This window comes from Nitratireductor pacificus pht-3B, from assembly GCF_000300335.1.
GTDB lineage: Bacteria > Pseudomonadota > Alphaproteobacteria > Rhizobiales > Rhizobiaceae > Nitratireductor > Nitratireductor pacificus.
This window is the reverse complement of the sequence record NZ_AMRM01000005.1, coordinates 189,852-205,516: the sequence shown is the minus strand read 5'-3', so window position 1 is coordinate 205,516 and position 15,665 is coordinate 189,852. Positions and strand designations below refer to the sequence as shown.

Sequence of the window (15,665 nt, the reverse complement as noted above, 5' to 3'; positions counted from 1 at the left end):
GAACGCCAATGGACGCGACATTCTGGGCTTTCATCTCCCTCATTCTTTTCCTGGCCGTGCTCGCCTATTACAAGGTTCCGGCGATGATCAACGGTGCGCTCGACGCGCGCGCCGACCGGATCCGCAACGAGCTGGACGAAGCGCGCAAGCTGCGTGAAGACGCCCAGCAGCTGCTGGCCGAGTATCAGCGCAAGCGCCAGGAAGCCGAGCAGGAGGCGCAGGACATCGTCGGCGCCGCCAAGCACGAGGCCGAGCTGATCGTCAAGGAAGCCAAGGAGAAGACGGACGAGTATGTTGCTCGCCGGACCGCCCTGGCCGAACAGAAGATCGCCCGGGCCGAGCAGGAGGCTGTCAACGAGGTGCGCGCCAGCGCGGTCGATCTGGCCGTGGAGGCAGCCCGCAGTGTGCTGTCCGACAAGGTCGACGCCAAGACCGGCGGCGACCTGTTCAAGGCCTCTCTTCAGGACCTGAAGGCGAAGCTCAACTGATTTCGGGCAGACCGCAACGAATGTGAAGGCCGCTGGTTCTCCGGCGGCCTTTTCGTTTCTGCCGAAGCGTTTTGCAGCCGGGTGGAATGACCTGAGCCCGCGTAAACGCGGCAATGGGCCCGTTCATCGTTGCGCAAGACTTGAGGGCCTGCGTCAGCCGTCTGGCGGCGCATAGGCGATGTCGAGCAGGCGGCAAAGCTCCTGCAGGCATTCCTCGTAGATCGGCGTCATGTCCGCATAGGCGAAATCGATCTGCCGGAAGATCTCCATGCAGAGAAGCCCGTAGAGCCGCATCCAGCACGCGAGGTAGACGGACGCGGCCTCGGCCGGTAGGCGCCCGCCAAGCCGCTCGCTGAAGGCACGCAGCTGTTCTGCTTGTATCGCCGGCATGTCCTCGATGCTGGGAACGGGAAAACGCTTTGCCTCCCAGATGGCCAATACCTGCTCGAGGAACACCTGGCCGAAAGCATGTCCCATCTCGCTCTTGATGGGATCGCATGCGCCGGGTTCCCGGTTGGCCGTCGGACTGGCGAACAGCCAGCCGAACTCGGCGGGGTGCGCCAGCGCCCAGCCGCGCAAGGACCGGGACATTGCGAGCAGGCCGCTGCCGGGCGCATCACCGGCACCGTGTGACGAGGCCTGCCGCATGGCCGCGATCAACTCGCCGTAAAAATCCGCGCGCAGCGCGTCGATGAGCGCAGCCTGGCTCGGATAGTACCTGTAGAGGGCCGGACCGCTCAGGCCCATCCGGCGGGCGATGGCATTGATGGTGACGGCGGCCCCGCCCTCATCGACGAGCAGCCCGCGCGCCGTCGCTCGGATCTCCGCCTGCATCGTCTGCCGCTGCCTTTCCTTGCGGTCCACCGGCGCGGTTTCCTGCGAATCATCGACAGTCTGCATCTTGACTCGTTATTCCCTCTAACTTTAGTTAGAGTATATAAATTTCCACTCTGCTGCAAGCGATCCGGAGGCTCCTGGCGGGGCTTTCACGGCTCGACTGGGGGCTTTCATGTCGGTGCTCATACTCGGTCTCGTCCTGTTTCTGGGCATCCATTCGCTTCGCATCGCAGCGCCGCAGATGCGGGCGCGGGTCATCGCGCAGAGGGGTCTTCGTGCCTGGCTGCTGCCTTATGCGCTCGTCTCCTTCGCCGGCCTGGCGCTGATCGTCTGGGGCTATGGGCTGGCGCGGCTCGATCCGCTCGTCCTTTATGCGCCGCCGCCGTCGTTGCGGCACCTGGCGCTGCTCCTGCTCCTGCCGATCTTCCCCCTGCTGATCGCTGCCTATGTGCCCGGGCGGATCAGGAGGGCGATCGGCCATCCGATGCTCGCGGCGACCGTACTCTGGGGCCTGGCGCATCTGCTAGCCAACGGCACGCTGGCCGATCTGCTCCTGTTCGGCGGCTTTGCCCTCTGGGCCGTGATCGACTGGGGCTCGGCGTCGGGTCGGCCTGCCACGACGCAAGCCTCCGCCGGCGGAAGCTGGAGCGGTGATGCCATCGCCATTGGCGGAGGACTGATCCTCTATGTCCTGTTCGTGGGCTGGCTGCACCGATGGCTGATCGGCGTTGCGCCGATATAGGGCGTTTGCAGTCTGGTAAAATCACCTGACGTCTGCATGAACGCGGAAAGACGAGGGGATAGGTCCGCTGCTTTCAGGCGGAAGCCTCCGCGCCGCATGCCTGCGGGAACCTGCCCCGGTCACGCAGTCTGCTTCAGTGGAGCAAAGCTCATCCTGTGCAGGCGGACGATCGGACCGTGCTCGGTGATGGCCAGACGGTGGCGCTTGGTGGCGTAACCCATATGCGCCTCGAAGCCGTGGTGCGGGGCGACCTGGGCGGCGCGCGCCATCATTCGGTCGCGCGTCACCTTGGCGATGATCGAGGCGGCGGCAATCGACTGGCTGCGCTGATCGCCCTTGACCACCGAGCGCGCGGGGCAGGGCAGGCCGGGGGGGATGTCACGCCCGTCGGCGAGTGCGAAGCGCGGCGCGACGCACAGGCCGAGCGCCGCCCGCCGCATCGCCTCCAGGCTGGCGCGCAGGATGTCGGAACCGTCGATACTCGAGGCGGACAGCGACGCCACGGAGACGCTGAGCGCTGTATCGATGATCATCTGGAAAAGCAGCTCGCGCGCTTCCATGGACAGGCGCTTCGAATCGTCCAGCCCCTCGGGCAGGCGGTCGGCATCGAGAATGACCGCCGCGGCCACCACCGGGCCAGCGAGCGGGCCGCGACCGGCCTCGTCAAGGCCCGCCACAGGCATCTGTCCCTCACGCATCAGGCCGGCTTCCATGTGGAAGTCGGGGCGCACGGGCAGGTCGAAAAGAGCAGGAGAATCGGAACGCGTACGAGCCATGGTGCGGCGATGCTCGCATCGGTTCCGATTCTCCGCAAGGTCTTCCCGGCAACGAGGGGCGGAAGGCGCCGGGAAGCTTCCGTCAGTCTTGCGGGGACAAGAACCGGACGGGAACCCTGCGCCGCCTTGCGGCGGCGATAATTGTAGGACTACAGAAGAACGAGCTGTTTCCCCTGTGGCTGCGGCGGTGTGAACAGATCATGTCGAAGCTTGCGCTTCTCGACATTGAGGCCGAGCCGCCTTGCAGCGATCTCGAAACGGCGGCCGATCTGCCAGGCGTAAGGGCCGCTTCCCTTCATCCGTTTGCCCCATTCGGCGTCGTAATCCTTGCCGCCGCGCATGGAACGGATGAGCGACATCACATGCCGGTAACGGTCCGGCGCATGGCGCAGCAGCCAGTCCTTGAAGATCGGGCTTACCTCCAGCGGCAGCCGCAGGATGATGTAGCCAGCCTCGCGCGCGCCGGCGACCGCCGCCGATTCCAGGATGCGCTCGATTTCGCAATCGGTCAGGCCCGGAATGACGGGGCCGATCATCACAGAGGTGGGAATGCCGGCGTCCGTCAGCGCCCGCACCGTCTCCAGCCGGCGCGGCGGCGTCGCCGCGCGCGGTTCCATCGTGCGCGCCAGCTTGCGGTCGAGCGTGGTGACGGACAAGGCCACCTTGGCAAGTCCCTGTTCGGCCATGCGCGCCAGAATGTCGATGTCGCGCAGCACCAGCGCCGATTTGGTGACGATGCCGACCGGATGCTTGTGCGCTTCCAGCACCTCGAGAACCTCGCGCATGATGCGGAACTTCTTCTCGATCGGCTGGTAGGGATCCGTATTGGTGCCGATGGCGATGGTGCGCGGCTGATAGCCTTCCTTCGCCAGCTCGCGCTCCAGGAGACGCGCCGCGTCCGGCTTGGCGAACAGCCGGGATTCGAAATCCAGTCCCGCCGAAAGCCCCATATAGGCGTGGGTCGGACGCGCGAAGCAGTAGACGCAGCCATGTTCGCAGCCCCGATAGGGATTGATCGAGCGGTCGAAGGAAATGTCCGGCGACGTGTTGCGGGTGATGATGGTGCGCGGACGCTCCACCTGCACTTCCGTCTTGAAGGCCGGCAATTCCTCGATGGAACCCCAGCCATCGTCGAAAACATGCCGCGACACCGGCTCGTAGCGGCCGGACGGATTGATGCCGGCGGCCCGCCCGCGGCGGCGCTCCGCATCGATGCGAACCCCCGATTGATCGATCATTGCATTGGCCATGGCGGCACCGCCGCTCTCGAAGGCTGCAACGTCCGCGCTGACAATCTGTTCCATTGGGGGCTCCATGCTGGGCAGGGTCGAAACCGCCGGCTTTCCTCAACGCGGGACCTGAAGCGGGCGGATCGGCTCTGCCGCCGATGAATCTATTCCTATTTCAGGAATGAGAACAAAGCAAGAACTTTATGCGCGATGCGATGCCTGCCCGGCTTATCCACAGGCGGACAGGGGACGTTGAAAAGGGAAAGCGAAATGGGAGGTAGCGAACGGATCGGTCAGGCAGGCTTGCCGGCGCCGCGCTTCAGGTGCTCGGCCAGCCGCGGCATGATCTCCACGAAATTGCAGGGCATGTGCCGGTAGTCGAACTGATCCTTCAGGATCCCGTCCCATGCGTCGCGGCAGGCGCCGGGCGAACCCGGCAGGGCGAAGACGAATGTCTGATCGACCAGCCCGGCGGTGGCGCGGGACTGGATCGTCGATGTGCCGATCTTGTCGAAGGACAGGCGATGGAACACCTGCGAGAAGCCGTCCATGCGCTTATCGAACAGCGGTTCCAGCGCCTCGGGCGTCACGTCGCGTCCGGTGAAGCCCGTTCCGCCCGTCGCGATGACGGCGTCGATCTCCGGGTCGGCGCACCACAGGCTGACCGCCATGCGGATCGCTTCGATGTCGTCCGGCACGATCTTGCGGTCTGACAGCAGATGGCCCGCCGCTTCGATCCGCTCCGCCAGGGTCTGGCCGGAGCGGTCGTCCTCCAGCTGGCGCGTGTCGGAAACCGTGAGCACGGCAAAGCGGACGGCGATGAAGGGGCGTTCCGTCCTATCCTGCATGCTATGCCTCCGCCGCCTGCGTTTCCGTCGCCAGAATGAACCAGTCGGGATGCGCCTCGCCCAAGGTTTTCTCGGCACGCCTTGCCATGAACAGCGAAGGGAAGATGCCGAAACAGGTGGCGCCCGAACCGGACATGCGCGCCGTCAGCGCGCCGGCATCGGCAAGCGCCTCGAGCACCTCGCCCACCTGGGGCACCAGGCTACGCGCGGCGGGTTCCAGATCGTTCCGCGCCATGTTCAGCCACGCAGCGGCGCCGGCGATGTCGTCCAGCGCCTCCAGCGCCTCCAGCGCGGGCAGGGGGGCGTTGTCGCGCTTCTCGAGCGCGGAGAACACATCGGCGGTCGCAAGCGGAATGCCGGGATTGACCAGAACCAGCGGCAGCGGCGGAAAGCGCGGCAGTTCTTCTATGGCGTCGCCGATGCCGCGCGCCATCAGGGGCCTGGCGGCGAGGCACATGGGCAGGTCGGCACCGAGCCGCAGGCCGAGCGCTGAAAGCGTGGCTGGATTGGCCGGGATGCCCCAATGCGTGCACAGCAGGCGCAGGGCCGTCGCAGCGTCGCTCGACCCCCCGCCAACGCCGGACGCGACGGGAAGGTTTTTCTCCAGATGCAGGCGGACCGGCGCGCCCGCGCCGAACGATCCGCGCAGAAGATCGCGCGCCCGGGCGATGAGGTTGCCGCCGCCGATCGGCACATGGGCGGCGAAGGGACCCGACACGACGATCTCGTCGGTCTCCGCCGCTTCGACGTCGATCCGGTCCCCCGCATCGGTAAAGGCGACGAGGCTGTCCATCAGATGATAGCCGTCCTCGCGCTGCCCGGTGATGTGCAGCGCCAGATTGACCTTGGCCGGTGCGGTCATGCTCGCGCGTGGAGGCAAGGCGTTCACGCCGCGCTCGTCAGTCCTTGGCGAGACGGTATTCGCCCGTCTCGGGGTCTTTCACGAGCGTCCCCATGCTGCCGTTCGCCGCTTCCTGCCTGGCGCGGCGCGCCTTGGCGGTGACGCGTTCCGCCTCGCGGACGAATTTCCGGTAGCCCATAAAGGCGACCACGCCCACCAGTGCGAAGAAGATCAGTTGCGGCATCGCAGAGCCTCCGGTTTCATGCCACATAGCATTTTGCAGTCAGGTGGAACCACCTGACGTCCGCATAAATGCGGAAGCGTAAAGAAATAGGGCGGAGCAGCGTTTCCCTGAAACGATGAGCCGATCCGATACTATTCGTGCTGGCTTCGGGATCAAAGCCCGAAGCGCCGCCACAATGCCTGTTCCTCGACCGCTTCCAGAAGCCCGGCCGCCGCGCCGCTGGCCAGCGATGCGCCGAACTCCGGCGAGGCGGGGCCGCTGCCGAACACGCCGAGCTTGCGGCCGAACAGCCCGCGCGGCTGGGTGATCAGGCTGAGGCGCGTCTTCTCGCCATAGCGTTCCTTGAGGAAGGAGCGCATGTCGCCGATGCCATCGACCAGGCCGAGCGCCACGCCGCGCCCGCCGGTCCAGAACAGGCCAGTGAAGAGGTCCGGATCGTCCGCAAGCCTGGCGCCGCGGCGCGCCTTGACCATGTCGATGAATATCTCGTGGATCTCGAGTTGCAGCGCCTTCAGGCGCTCCACATCGGCTTTCTTCTCCGGCTGGAACGGGTCGAGGATCGCCTTGTTCCGGCCGGCCGTGTGCACGCGCCGCTCGACGCCGATCTTCCGGATCATTTCCTGGAAGCCGAAGCCGGCCGACACCACGCCGATCGAACCGACGATGGAGGAGGGATCGGCGATGATCTCGTCGCCGGCGAGCGCGATCATGTAGCCGCCGGAGGCGGCGACATCCTCGACGAAGACGAAGACCTTCTTGTCCTTCTCCTCCGCCATATCGCGGATGCGCTTGTAGATGAGCCGCGCCTGCACCGGCGAACCGCCCGGCGAGTTGATGGCGATGGCAACGGCCGGCGCCTCGGAGACCGCGAACGCCTTTTCGAGGACGCCCGCGACGGAAGCCAGCGACAGGTTCTGCCGCATCGGGCTGTTCGACGGCATGATCGCGCCGGCGAGCCGCACGACGGGGATGGTGACCGCATCGCCGCGCAGGCGCTTGGGAACAACTCGGCTGAGAATGCGTCGCACGGTCTGGCTGTCTCCTGCGGGTTTGCTGCTGTTTGCGTGCAAAGCATGTAGGCATTCGCGCCGGTAGCGCAATGGCGCAGCGCCGGTGGACCGGCAAAAACGCTGCTCAATCGGCAAAAAGCGTTGCGCGCCCGTTGGTCAGCGCATCGGCGCGTGCGGTAACCGCCCCGTCCGCCTCATGCAGGATCAACGGCGGCGCGAGCGCCAGGCCGGCGCGGCTTCCCTTTCGCGCCCGGAGCAGGATGCGGATGGCCGCCCGTTCGGCGTCCGGATGCACCGGCATCACCAGTGCGCCGCCGAAACGCCGCTCGAGCGCCGCCAGGATCGGCGCCAGCGAGGCGGGGCGGGCGATCAGCGCCAGCAGGCCGCCCGGCCGGACGATGGCCGCGGCGGTCCGGATCCAGCGTTCGAACAGGTCGTCCGGCATGACATGCGCGGCCCGTTTCAGCGCGTCGGGCGTCGCCCGGTCGCTCGCCTTGTTGAAGGGGGGATTCATGATGGCGGCGTCGAAGGCATTGCTGGGAAGGCCGGCTGCGCCTCGCTGCGTCCCCGACAGGGTCACGTCCGCCTCGAGCACGGTGAGGCGTTGCCCGAGATCGGCATTGTGCGGCAGGGCGATGCTCCTGCGCGCGCAGTCGGCCATTGTCGCGGCCTGCTCGACCAACGTCACGCGGACCCCAGGGCAGCGCGCGGCGACGGCGAAGCCGGCAGCGCCCGCGCCCGCGCCGAGGTCGGCGACCGTTCCCGAAAACCCGTCCGGCAATGCGGCAGCCAGAAGCATCGCGTCGATGCCCGCGCGATGGCCGTTGCGGACCGGCTGCACCAGGCGAAACGCATCACGATGAAAGGAATCGACGCTGAAACGGTCGTCGGCGTCCGGATCAGCCATCGCCGTGCGGTGGCCTTGCCTCGTCGCCGATCCCGGCATCCTTCAGCAATTGCCGGGCGCGCTCGGCGTCGTCCTTGTCGATCATGACGCGGCGCGGCAGGATCCCGAGCGAGCCTTCCATGATGCTCATGTTCTGGTCGGCGACGAAGAAGCCGATGTCGGAATCCCGCAAGAGGCTTTCCACGAAGGAAATCAGCACGGGGTCGTTGGTGCGGATGAGTTCGAACATGCGGCGACGTTGACAGTTTGCGTGCCGGCTGTAAACGGTCTCGTGACGGCGGCAGGCTGCCGCCGCGCGCATTCGCCGCTTGCCCCGAGTGGTACGCCGGCTCTAAAGTCGCGGTGAGTTCGTCGATCCTGTTCCGGTTGCGATTGGAGGTCCCTCTGTGGGTGTTGTGTTGAATCTCGATGGCAAGCGTGGAGCGGCCTCCGTCGCCAGTCTGGTGGGGCTCACCAGTGACGAGATGGGCCGCGTCAACGAGCTGATCCTGTCCAAGGCCGGCTCCGACGTGGATCTGATTCCGGAACTCGCCAAGCACCTGATCGATTCCGGCGGCAAGCGCCTGCGCCCGATGGTGACGCTCGCCGCCGCCCAGATGTTCGGCTATGCCGGCGAGGGCCATGTCAAGCTGGCGACCAGCGTCGAGTTCATGCACACGGCGACCCTGCTGCACGACGACGTGGTGGACGAGAGCGACCTGCGCCGCGGGCGCAAGACCGCGCGCATGATCTGGGGCAATCAGGCCAGCGTCCTAGTCGGCGATTTCCTGCTCGGCCAGGCCTTCCGCATGATGGTCGACGTCGGTTCGCTGGAGGCGCTGGACATTCTTTCCGCCGCCGCCGCGGTCATCGCCGAGGGCGAGGTGATGCAGCTCGGCGTCGCCAAGAATCTCGAGACGACGGAGGACGACTATCTGGCGGTCATCAAGGCCAAGACGGCGGCGCTGTTCTCGGCCGCGGCCGAGGTCGGCCCGGTGATCGCCGAGGCGTCGCGCAACGACCGCGCCGCGCTGCGCTCCTACGGCACCAATCTCGGCCTCGCCTTTCAGCTTGTCGACGATGCGCTCGACTATGGCGGCAAGAGCAGCGATCTCGGCAAGAATGTCGGCGACGATTTCCGCGAGGGCAAGGTGACCCTGCCGGTGATCCTCAGCTACCGGCGCGGCAGCGCCGAGGAGCGCGCCTTCTGGAAGGGCGCCATCGAGGAGAACCAGTCCGACGACGCGGCGCTGGAAAAGGCGATCGGGCTGATGAAGCGCAACGGCGCGATCGGCGACACGATCGCCCGGGCGCGCCATTTCGGCGAGATCGCCCGCGACGCGCTGGCGCCCCTGCCGCAGACCCCGCAGAAGGACGCTTTGCTGGACGTCATCGATTTCTGCATCAGTCGGGTGATGTAGGGCCATTCCTTAATCGGCGCGGGCGGCATTGAAGCGCCACCGCAAAAAGGCCATGCTTGTCTGCAAGTAGAGCGACAGATTCCTTTCGTCTTCGCATCTGCGGAGAGAAGAAGACACGAGGACCGCATGCGGCAGGACGGCATATGAGCAGGCGCTACAGTTCCAGATTGCTGGCGACGGTCGGCATGGCCGGTATGCTGGCCTTTTCCATGCCGGCGGGCTTTGCCAAGGAGGGAACCGGGGCCAAGGATGTCCTGGCGATTTCCTCCTTCTCCGGCGCATTCCTGGCCGCGCGCGCGGCGGAAGCCGACAACGATCTCGACAGCGCCATCAGCTATTACGAGCGCGCGCTGACCTATCAGCCGGACAACCGGGCGATCCAGCAGAGCCTTCTGCTGGCGCTCATATCGCAGGGCCGTTTCGAGGCGGCGCTGCCGCATGCGCAGGCGCTGAAATCGGTGCCGGAAGTCGAACGGTTCTCGCGCCTCGGCCTGGCGGTCGATGCCCTGCGCAAGGAGCAGTTCGCCGATGCCGAGAACTGGCTGAAGCTCGTTCTGGAATCGGATTTGGACAGGCTCATCACGGAAGTGATGACCGCGTGGGCCAAGGCCGGACAGGGCGAGACGGAAGCCGCTTTGGCCGATCTCGAAAAGCTCGAAGGTCCTGAATGGTACGGGCTTTTCCTGCGCTACCACCGGGCGCTGATGGCCGCGCAGAAGGGCCTGGACGACCGTGCGGGCGAGGAATTCGAAGCGCTGGTCAAGGCTCCGGCGGCGGGGTCCGCGGCGCCCGATACCTATATGCGGGCTGCCGAAGCCTATGCCGCCTGGCTTGCAAGCCGCGGCGAGAGGGACAAGGCCCTGGCCGCCCTCAATGAATCGGAAGAGTTCATCACCGGTCGCGCCGCCACCGAGATGCTGCGCGAGACCATTCGCTCGGGCGGGAAGGTGGAACCCCTGATCGCCGATCCGCGCGCGGGCGCGGCCGAGATCCTGCTGAACATTGCAACCGCGCTCAATCGCGGCGGCGGCGAGCCTTTCGTCAAGCTCTATCTCAACTACGCTCTGGCGCTGCAGCCGGACAGCGACGACGTGCTGATCCAGCTCGCTTCGGTGGCCGAGCAGCAGAGCGAGCCCGAACAAGCCATCGCCTATTACGAGCGCATCGAGGCGGATTCGCCCTGGCGGCGACTGGCCGAGTTGCAGACCGGGCTGAACCTCGCCGATCTCGACCGGCACGACGAGGCGGTGGCCTTCCTGGATGCGGCGGTCGCCAAGGACCCCGACGACATGCGGGCCTATCTGTCGCTCGGTCGGGTGCATGCGGTGCGCAAGGACTATCGCGCCGCAGCCGACGTGTTCGACCGGGCCGTCGCGCGGCTGAAGGACCCGCAGCGCGAGGACTACGCGATCTACTATCAGCGGGGCATCGCCTATGAGCGGCTGAAGGAGTGGGACAAGGCGGAGCCGAATTTCCACAAGGCGCTCGAGCTCTATCCCGACCAGCCGCAGGTGCTGAACTATCTGGGCTATTCCTGGGTCGACATGAACATCAAGCTTGAGGAGGGGCTGGCCCTGATCCGCCGTGCGGTCGAACTGCGCCCGAACGACGGTTACATCGTCGATTCGCTCGGCTGGGCGCATTACCGGCTTGGCAGCTACGAGGAAGCGACCCGCGAACTGGAGCGCGCGGTCTCGCTGCGGCCCGACGACCCGGTGCTGAACGATCATCTGGGCGATGCCTACTGGCGCGTCGGCCGGCGGCTGGAGGCGACGTTCCAGTGGTCGCATGCGCGCGACCTCGACCCGGAGCCGGATCTCCTGGCCGAGGTGGAGAAGAAGCTGAAGGACGGGCTGCCCAAAGCGGAAGTCAGGAAACTGGCCGAGGCGGCAACCCCCGAAACGGCGGTGACGGACGGCAGCACGCCGGCCGTGGGCGATCGGGCGGCAGCGGACGCGCCGGCGGTTCAGGAGCCTGCGCCGTCCTCCGAAGCGACCGGGGCCGGCGCCGCCTACGTCATCAAGCCCGGCGAGACATTGTGGTCGATCGCTGTCGATCAGCTCGGCAACGGCGAGCGCTTCCGGGAGATCCTGGCGATCAATCCGGCGTTGCGGCGCAATCCGGACCTGCTGCGCGCGGGCCAGGAAATCCGGCTGCCGGAATAGGTCTGGCGGCTTCAGCCGTGTCGCAAATGGCCGGGCACCGGGCTGCCCGCCTTGACGCTCGCCGGGGCGCGGAATAGGACGGGCCTGCATCCATCCGGAGAAGCGCCGTGAACGCCCCCAGCACCAGCCTGCCCAACACCCATCCGACCCGTTCCTTCCAGGGCCTGATCCTGACCCTGCACAATTACTGGGCCGCGCATGGCTGTGTCATCCTCCAGCCCTACGACATGGAGGTGGGCGCCGGCACGTTCCATCCCGCGACGACGCTGCGCTCGCTGGGGCCGAAGCCGTGGAACGCGGCCTATGTCCAGCCCTCGCGTCGACCAAGCGACGGTCGTTATGGCGAAAACCCCAACCGGCTGCAGCACTATTACCAGTATCAGGTGATCCTGAAGCCCAACCCCTCGAACCTACAGGAGCTCTATCTCGGCTCGCTGGAGGCGATCGGTCTCGACATGGCCGTGCACGACGTCCGCTTCGTGGAGGACGACTGGGAAAGCCCGACGCTCGGCGCCTGGGGGCTTGGCTGGGAATGTTGGTGCGACGGCATGGAAGTCTCGCAGTTCACCTATTTCCAGCAGGTCTGCGGCATCGAATGCGCTCCGGTCGCCGGCGAACTGACCTACGGCCTCGAGCGGCTGGCCATGTATGTCCAGGGTGTCGACAATGTCTACGACCTGAACTTCAACGGCCTCGAGGGCGATGCCAAGGTGACCTATGGCGACGTCTTCCTGCAGGCCGAGCAGGAATATTCGCGCTTCAACTTCGAATACGCCGACACCGACCTCCTGTTCCAGCATTTCAAGGACGCCGAGGGCGAATGCCGGGCGCTTCTTGCGGCCGGCGCGCCGGGCGAGAGCGACGACCGGCGCCTGCACAAATGCGTCCTGCCGGCCTACGACCAGTGCATCAAGGCCAGCCACATGTTCAACCTGCTCGACGCGCGCGGCGTCATCTCGGTGACTGAGCGGCAGAGCTACATCCTGCGGGTGCGCGAACTGGCCAAGGCCTGCGGCGAGGCGTTTTTGATGACGGACGCCGGCGGGGCGACGCGGGTCGAGGCGGCGTGAGGGACGGCGCCATTTCCCCCTCACTTGCGATTTCTAACACTTAGCCTTCGGCTAAGATGTTGAAATCACTTTCTCTCCCGCAAGGGGAGAGAGCGCGCACAACCCTTGATGCCGGCATATCTCTCCCCTTGCGGGAGAGAAAGCAAATTCCCGGGCTTAGCGAAGCTAAGTCCTTGGAATTTGCAAGAGAGGGGTAAAAGCCTCGCGCTTGGCATCCGAGGCGGAAAGCGCGTGTTGCGCACCGTCCACCTCGACAATCAGATGCGCCTGGAAGCAGATGAAATCGGCGACATATCCATCGAGTGGAACCTGACGGCGGAACTTCAGCCCCTCAAGCTGTCTGTTGCGTAGTGCTTGCCAGAGCATGTTCTCGGCTCGCGTCGCATCAGCCCGCATCGTACGGGCAAAGCCGCGGTGTGACGGTGGAACGGATTGATGCGGCATTGGTGCTTTTCGCCGGTTGATACCCCTCTCTTGCAAATTCTAGGACTTAGCTCCGCTAAATCCCAGAATTTGTTTTCTCTCCCGCAAGGGGAGAGATAGGTGCGTATTCCGTCTATGACGGCGTCTCTCTCCCCTTGCGGGAGAGAAAGCGATTTCAACATCTTAGCCGAAGGCTAAGTGTTAGAAATCGCAAGTGAGGGGGAAGCAACGACGATGACGAAGACGGTCGACTTGTCCATCGTCTGAAGGGCGCGGCGGATGCCGGACGGCTGCTCGGCGGCGCCGGGAACTGCCTGGATTGTCAGGCAGGCGCTGAGCGCGAGGGAGTGCAGAAGGTTCGTTGCGGTTGTCATTGTTCCGATCCGGTGGTGAACTGATGACCGTCAGTCGCCGCCGGAGACGAAAAGGTTCATTCGCCACCCCCCGCCGGGTGACATTGCCCGGCGGAGTTGCTATTGCCGCAGCCGACGCAGCCTTCCTGTCCGAGACCCCGATGCCCGATCTTCTTCTTGAACTTCGCTCCGAAGAAATTCCCGCCCGCATGCAGCGCAAGGCCGCCGGCGATCTGAGGAAGCTGGTCACCGACGGTCTGGTGGACGCCGGGCTGACCTACGAAGCAGCGACCGAATACTGGACGCCGCGCCGGCTGGCGCTCGACATTCGCGGCGTCACCGCCCGCTCGAAGGACGTGCGCGAGGAACGCAAGGGCCCGCGCACCGACGCGCCGGAGAAGGCCATCGAGGGATTTCTGCGCGGCGCCGGACTTTCCTCCGTCGATCAGGCCGAGATCCAGTCGGACCCCAAGAAGGGCGATTTCTACGTTGCGGTAATCCAGAAGAAGGGCCGCGCGGCGGAAGAGATCGTGGCGGACATCATGCCCGGCATCATCCGCGATTTCCCCTGGCCGAAATCCATGCGCTGGGGCGCCGCATCGGCGAAGCCCGGCAGCCTGCGCTGGGTGCGGCCGCTGCAATCGATCCTGTGCACCTTCGGCCCGGAGACCGAGGAGCCGCTGGTGGTCGATTTCGAGATCGACGGCATCCGCGCCGGCAACGTCACCTATGGTCATCGTTTCCACGCGCCCGGGGCCATCGCCGTGCGCCGCTTCGAGGACTATGTGGAGAAGCTCGAAACCGCCAAGGTGGTGCTCGATCCCGACCGCCGCAAGCGCATCATCCTCGACGACGCCAAGAACCTGGCCTTCGCCAGCGGTCTCGAACTGGTCGAGGACGAGGGGCTGCTGGAGGAGGTGTCGGGGCTGGTCGAATGGCCGGTGGTCCTGCTCGGCGCGTTCGAGGAAGACTATCTGTCGATCCCGCCCGAAGTGATCAGGCTCACGATCCGCGCCAACCAGAAATGCTTCGTCTGCCGCCCGCAGGGCGAGACGGAGAAGCTCGCCAACCGCTTCGTCATCACCGCCAACATCGAGGCGACGGACGGCGGCGCGGAAATCGCCCACGGCAACGGCAAGGTGGTGCGGGCGCGCCTGTCGGACGCGCTCCATTTCTGGAAGACCGACCAGAAGAACCTGCCGGACCTCGGCAGGCTGGAAGGCTCGGCGGAGAAATTCGGCCTCGACCTGGCAAAGCCGCTCGACCAGCGCATGGCGCGGCTCGACCATCTGGGCGTGACCTTCCATGCGAAGCTCGGCACGCAAGGGCAGCGCGTGACGCGGATTGCCGCGCTGGCAGCGGAACTGGCGCCTGCGGTGGGCGCCGATCCGGCGCTGGCGGTGCGCGCCGCGCATCTGGCCAAGGCGGACCTCCAGACCGAGGTGGTGGGCGAGTTTCCCGAACTGCAGGGCTTCATGGGCCGCAAATATGCCGGCCTCCAGGGCGAGGCGGAGGCGGTGGCGGCCGCCATCGAGGATCACTACAAGCCGCAGGGCCCGAACGACGCGGTGCCGACCGAGCCGGTGGCGGTGGCCGTCGCGCTGGCGGACAAGCTCGACATGCTGACGGGCTTCTGGGCCATCGACGAGAAGCCGACGGGCAGCAAGGACCCCTATGCGCTGCGCCGGGCGGCGCTCGGCGTGATCCGGATCGTGATCGAGAACAAGGTGACGCTGGGCCTGTCCAGATGGGCCGATGCAGACCTGCTTTCCTTCTTCCATGACCGCCTGAAGGTCTATCTGCGGGATCAGGGCATGCGCTACGACCTGATCGACGCGGTGATCTCGCAGGATACGGACGACCTCCTTCTCATCGTGCGCCGCGTCGAGGCCCTCTCGGAGTTCCTCGCCACCACCGACGGCGAGAACCTCGTCGCCGGCACCAAGCGGGCGGCCAACATCGTCGCCGATGCCGAGAAGAAGGGCACGAAGATCGCCGGGACCGTCGATGGGAAGCTGTTCGAGACCGACGAGGAGCGGGCGCTGTTGGACAGTCTTGAAGAAGCGGAGCGCTTCGCGGGGGACGCCATCGCCGCCAACGATTATGTCAAGGCGCTGTCCTTCCTGGCGCGGCTGCGTCAGCCGGTCGATGCGTTCCTCGACGGGGTGATGGTCAATGCGGAGGACGAGTCTTTGCGCGCCAACCGGCTCGGCCTGCTCTCCCGCATCCGCGGCGCCACCGCACAGGTCGCGGATTTTTCAAAAATCACCGGCTGAGGCGGCGAGCCTCAGCCAAATCCATAGAATCTGAGGCGGCGAGCCTCAGCGAAAGC

General features: G+C 65.9%; 17 protein-coding genes. 6 read left to right on the top strand and 11 right to left on the bottom strand.

Translation table 11 applies throughout. The features are described from left to right. Window positions 1–8: 8 nt before the first annotated feature. Window positions 9–488 (top strand): F0F1 ATP synthase subunit B, encoded by a 480-nt coding sequence (locus NA2_RS06320; protein ID WP_008595460.1) that lies wholly within the window; start codon window positions 9–11, stop codon window positions 486–488. A 153-nt stretch (window positions 489–641) separates the two neighbouring features. Here the strand turns inward: NA2_RS06320 and NA2_RS06315 are convergent, their stop codons facing one another. Continuing rightward, window positions 642–1,388 (bottom strand): TetR/AcrR family transcriptional regulator, encoded by a 747-nt coding sequence (locus NA2_RS06315; protein WP_008595458.1) that lies wholly within the window; start codon window positions 1,386–1,388, stop codon window positions 642–644. 109 nt (window positions 1,389–1,497) lie between these two features. Between NA2_RS06315 and NA2_RS06310 the strand changes: the two genes are divergently transcribed. Next, window positions 1,498–2,067, top strand: a complete 570-nt coding sequence (locus NA2_RS06310; protein ID WP_008595456.1) for an NnrU family protein — start codon at window positions 1,498–1,500, stop codon at window positions 2,065–2,067. Window positions 2,068–2,186: 119 nt separating this feature from the next. On the opposite strand, the gene NA2_RS06305 is transcribed toward NA2_RS06310, so the two are convergent. The 8 genes from NA2_RS06305 to NA2_RS06270 all read right to left on the bottom strand — a co-directional run bounded on the left by NA2_RS06305 (window position 2,187) and on the right by NA2_RS06270 (window position 8,151). Further along, window positions 2,187–2,843 carry a ribonuclease HII gene (locus NA2_RS06305; RefSeq protein ID WP_008595451.1) on the bottom strand — a complete coding sequence of 219 codons (657 nt, stop codon included), beginning with the start codon at window positions 2,841–2,843 and terminating at the stop codon, window positions 2,187–2,189. A gap of 149 nt (window positions 2,844–2,992) precedes the next feature. Then, on the bottom strand, window positions 2,993–4,147 hold the full coding sequence (locus NA2_RS06300; RefSeq protein WP_008595450.1) for a PA0069 family radical SAM protein: 1,155 nt from the start codon (window positions 4,145–4,147) through the stop codon (window positions 2,993–2,995). Window positions 4,148–4,365: 218 nt separating this feature from the next. Beyond that, window positions 4,366–4,920, bottom strand: coding sequence for a molybdenum cofactor biosynthesis protein B (moaB, locus tag NA2_RS06295; protein WP_008595448.1), 555 nt, complete (start codon window positions 4,918–4,920; stop codon window positions 4,366–4,368). A 1-nt stretch (window position 4,921) separates the two neighbouring features. After that, on the bottom strand, window positions 4,922–5,782 hold the full coding sequence (locus NA2_RS06290; RefSeq protein ID WP_008595447.1) for a 4-(cytidine 5'-diphospho)-2-C-methyl-D-erythritol kinase: 861 nt from the start codon (window positions 5,780–5,782) through the stop codon (window positions 4,922–4,924). A 37-nt stretch (window positions 5,783–5,819) separates the two neighbouring features. Then, entirely contained in the window at window positions 5,820–6,005 is a 186-nt protein-coding gene (locus NA2_RS06285; RefSeq protein WP_008595446.1) for an NfeD family protein, read from the bottom strand. A gap of 152 nt (window positions 6,006–6,157) precedes the next feature. Then, entirely contained in the window at window positions 6,158–7,033 is an 876-nt protein-coding gene (locus NA2_RS06280) for a S49 family peptidase (RefSeq protein WP_008595444.1), read from the bottom strand. A 106-nt stretch (window positions 7,034–7,139) separates the two neighbouring features. Then, window positions 7,140–7,922, bottom strand: coding sequence for a tRNA1(Val) (adenine(37)-N6)-methyltransferase (locus NA2_RS06275; protein WP_008595437.1), 783 nt, complete (start codon window positions 7,920–7,922; stop codon window positions 7,140–7,142). Beyond that, window positions 7,915–8,151, bottom strand: coding sequence for a putative signal transducing protein (locus tag NA2_RS06270; protein ID WP_008595432.1), 237 nt, complete (start codon window positions 8,149–8,151; stop codon window positions 7,915–7,917). The genes NA2_RS06275 and NA2_RS06270 overlap by 8 nt, the downstream gene beginning before the upstream one ends. Window positions 8,152–8,308: 157 nt before the next feature. On the opposite strand from NA2_RS06270, the gene NA2_RS06265 reads away from it, so the two are divergent. The 3 genes from NA2_RS06265 to NA2_RS06255 all read left to right on the top strand — a co-directional run bounded on the left by NA2_RS06265 (window position 8,309) and on the right by NA2_RS06255 (window position 12,557). Then, window positions 8,309–9,322: a polyprenyl synthetase family protein gene (locus NA2_RS06265; protein ID WP_008595431.1), complete on the top strand. Its 1,014-nt coding sequence runs from the start codon at window positions 8,309–8,311 to the stop codon at window positions 9,320–9,322. Between the two features lie 143 nt (window positions 9,323–9,465). Further along, the gene (locus NA2_RS06260; protein WP_040676899.1) at window positions 9,466–11,487 is read left to right on the top strand and encodes a tetratricopeptide repeat protein; all 2,022 of its coding nucleotides are present in this window, start codon (window positions 9,466–9,468) and stop codon (window positions 11,485–11,487) included. A gap of 107 nt (window positions 11,488–11,594) precedes the next feature. Continuing rightward, complete coding sequence (locus NA2_RS06255) at window positions 11,595–12,557, top strand: glycine--tRNA ligase subunit alpha (protein WP_008595423.1); 963 nt, start codon at window positions 11,595–11,597, stop codon at window positions 12,555–12,557. A gap of 165 nt (window positions 12,558–12,722) precedes the next feature. On the opposite strand, the gene NA2_RS21455 is transcribed toward NA2_RS06255, so the two are convergent. Then, window positions 12,723–13,001 carry a DUF559 domain-containing protein gene (locus tag NA2_RS21455; RefSeq protein WP_081582618.1) on the bottom strand — a complete coding sequence of 93 codons (279 nt, stop codon included), beginning with the start codon at window positions 12,999–13,001 and terminating at the stop codon, window positions 12,723–12,725. 173 nt (window positions 13,002–13,174) lie between these two features. Next, complete coding sequence (locus NA2_RS06250) at window positions 13,175–13,354, bottom strand: hypothetical protein (RefSeq protein ID WP_040676897.1); 180 nt, start codon at window positions 13,352–13,354, stop codon at window positions 13,175–13,177. A 140-nt stretch (window positions 13,355–13,494) separates the two neighbouring features. Here NA2_RS06250 and glyS point away from each other — a divergent pair, with 140 nt between their 5' ends. Then, the gene (gene glyS, locus NA2_RS06245) at window positions 13,495–15,609 is read left to right on the top strand and encodes a glycine--tRNA ligase subunit beta (protein ID WP_008595420.1); all 2,115 of its coding nucleotides are present in this window, start codon (window positions 13,495–13,497) and stop codon (window positions 15,607–15,609) included. Window positions 15,610–15,665 lie beyond the last annotated feature (56 nt).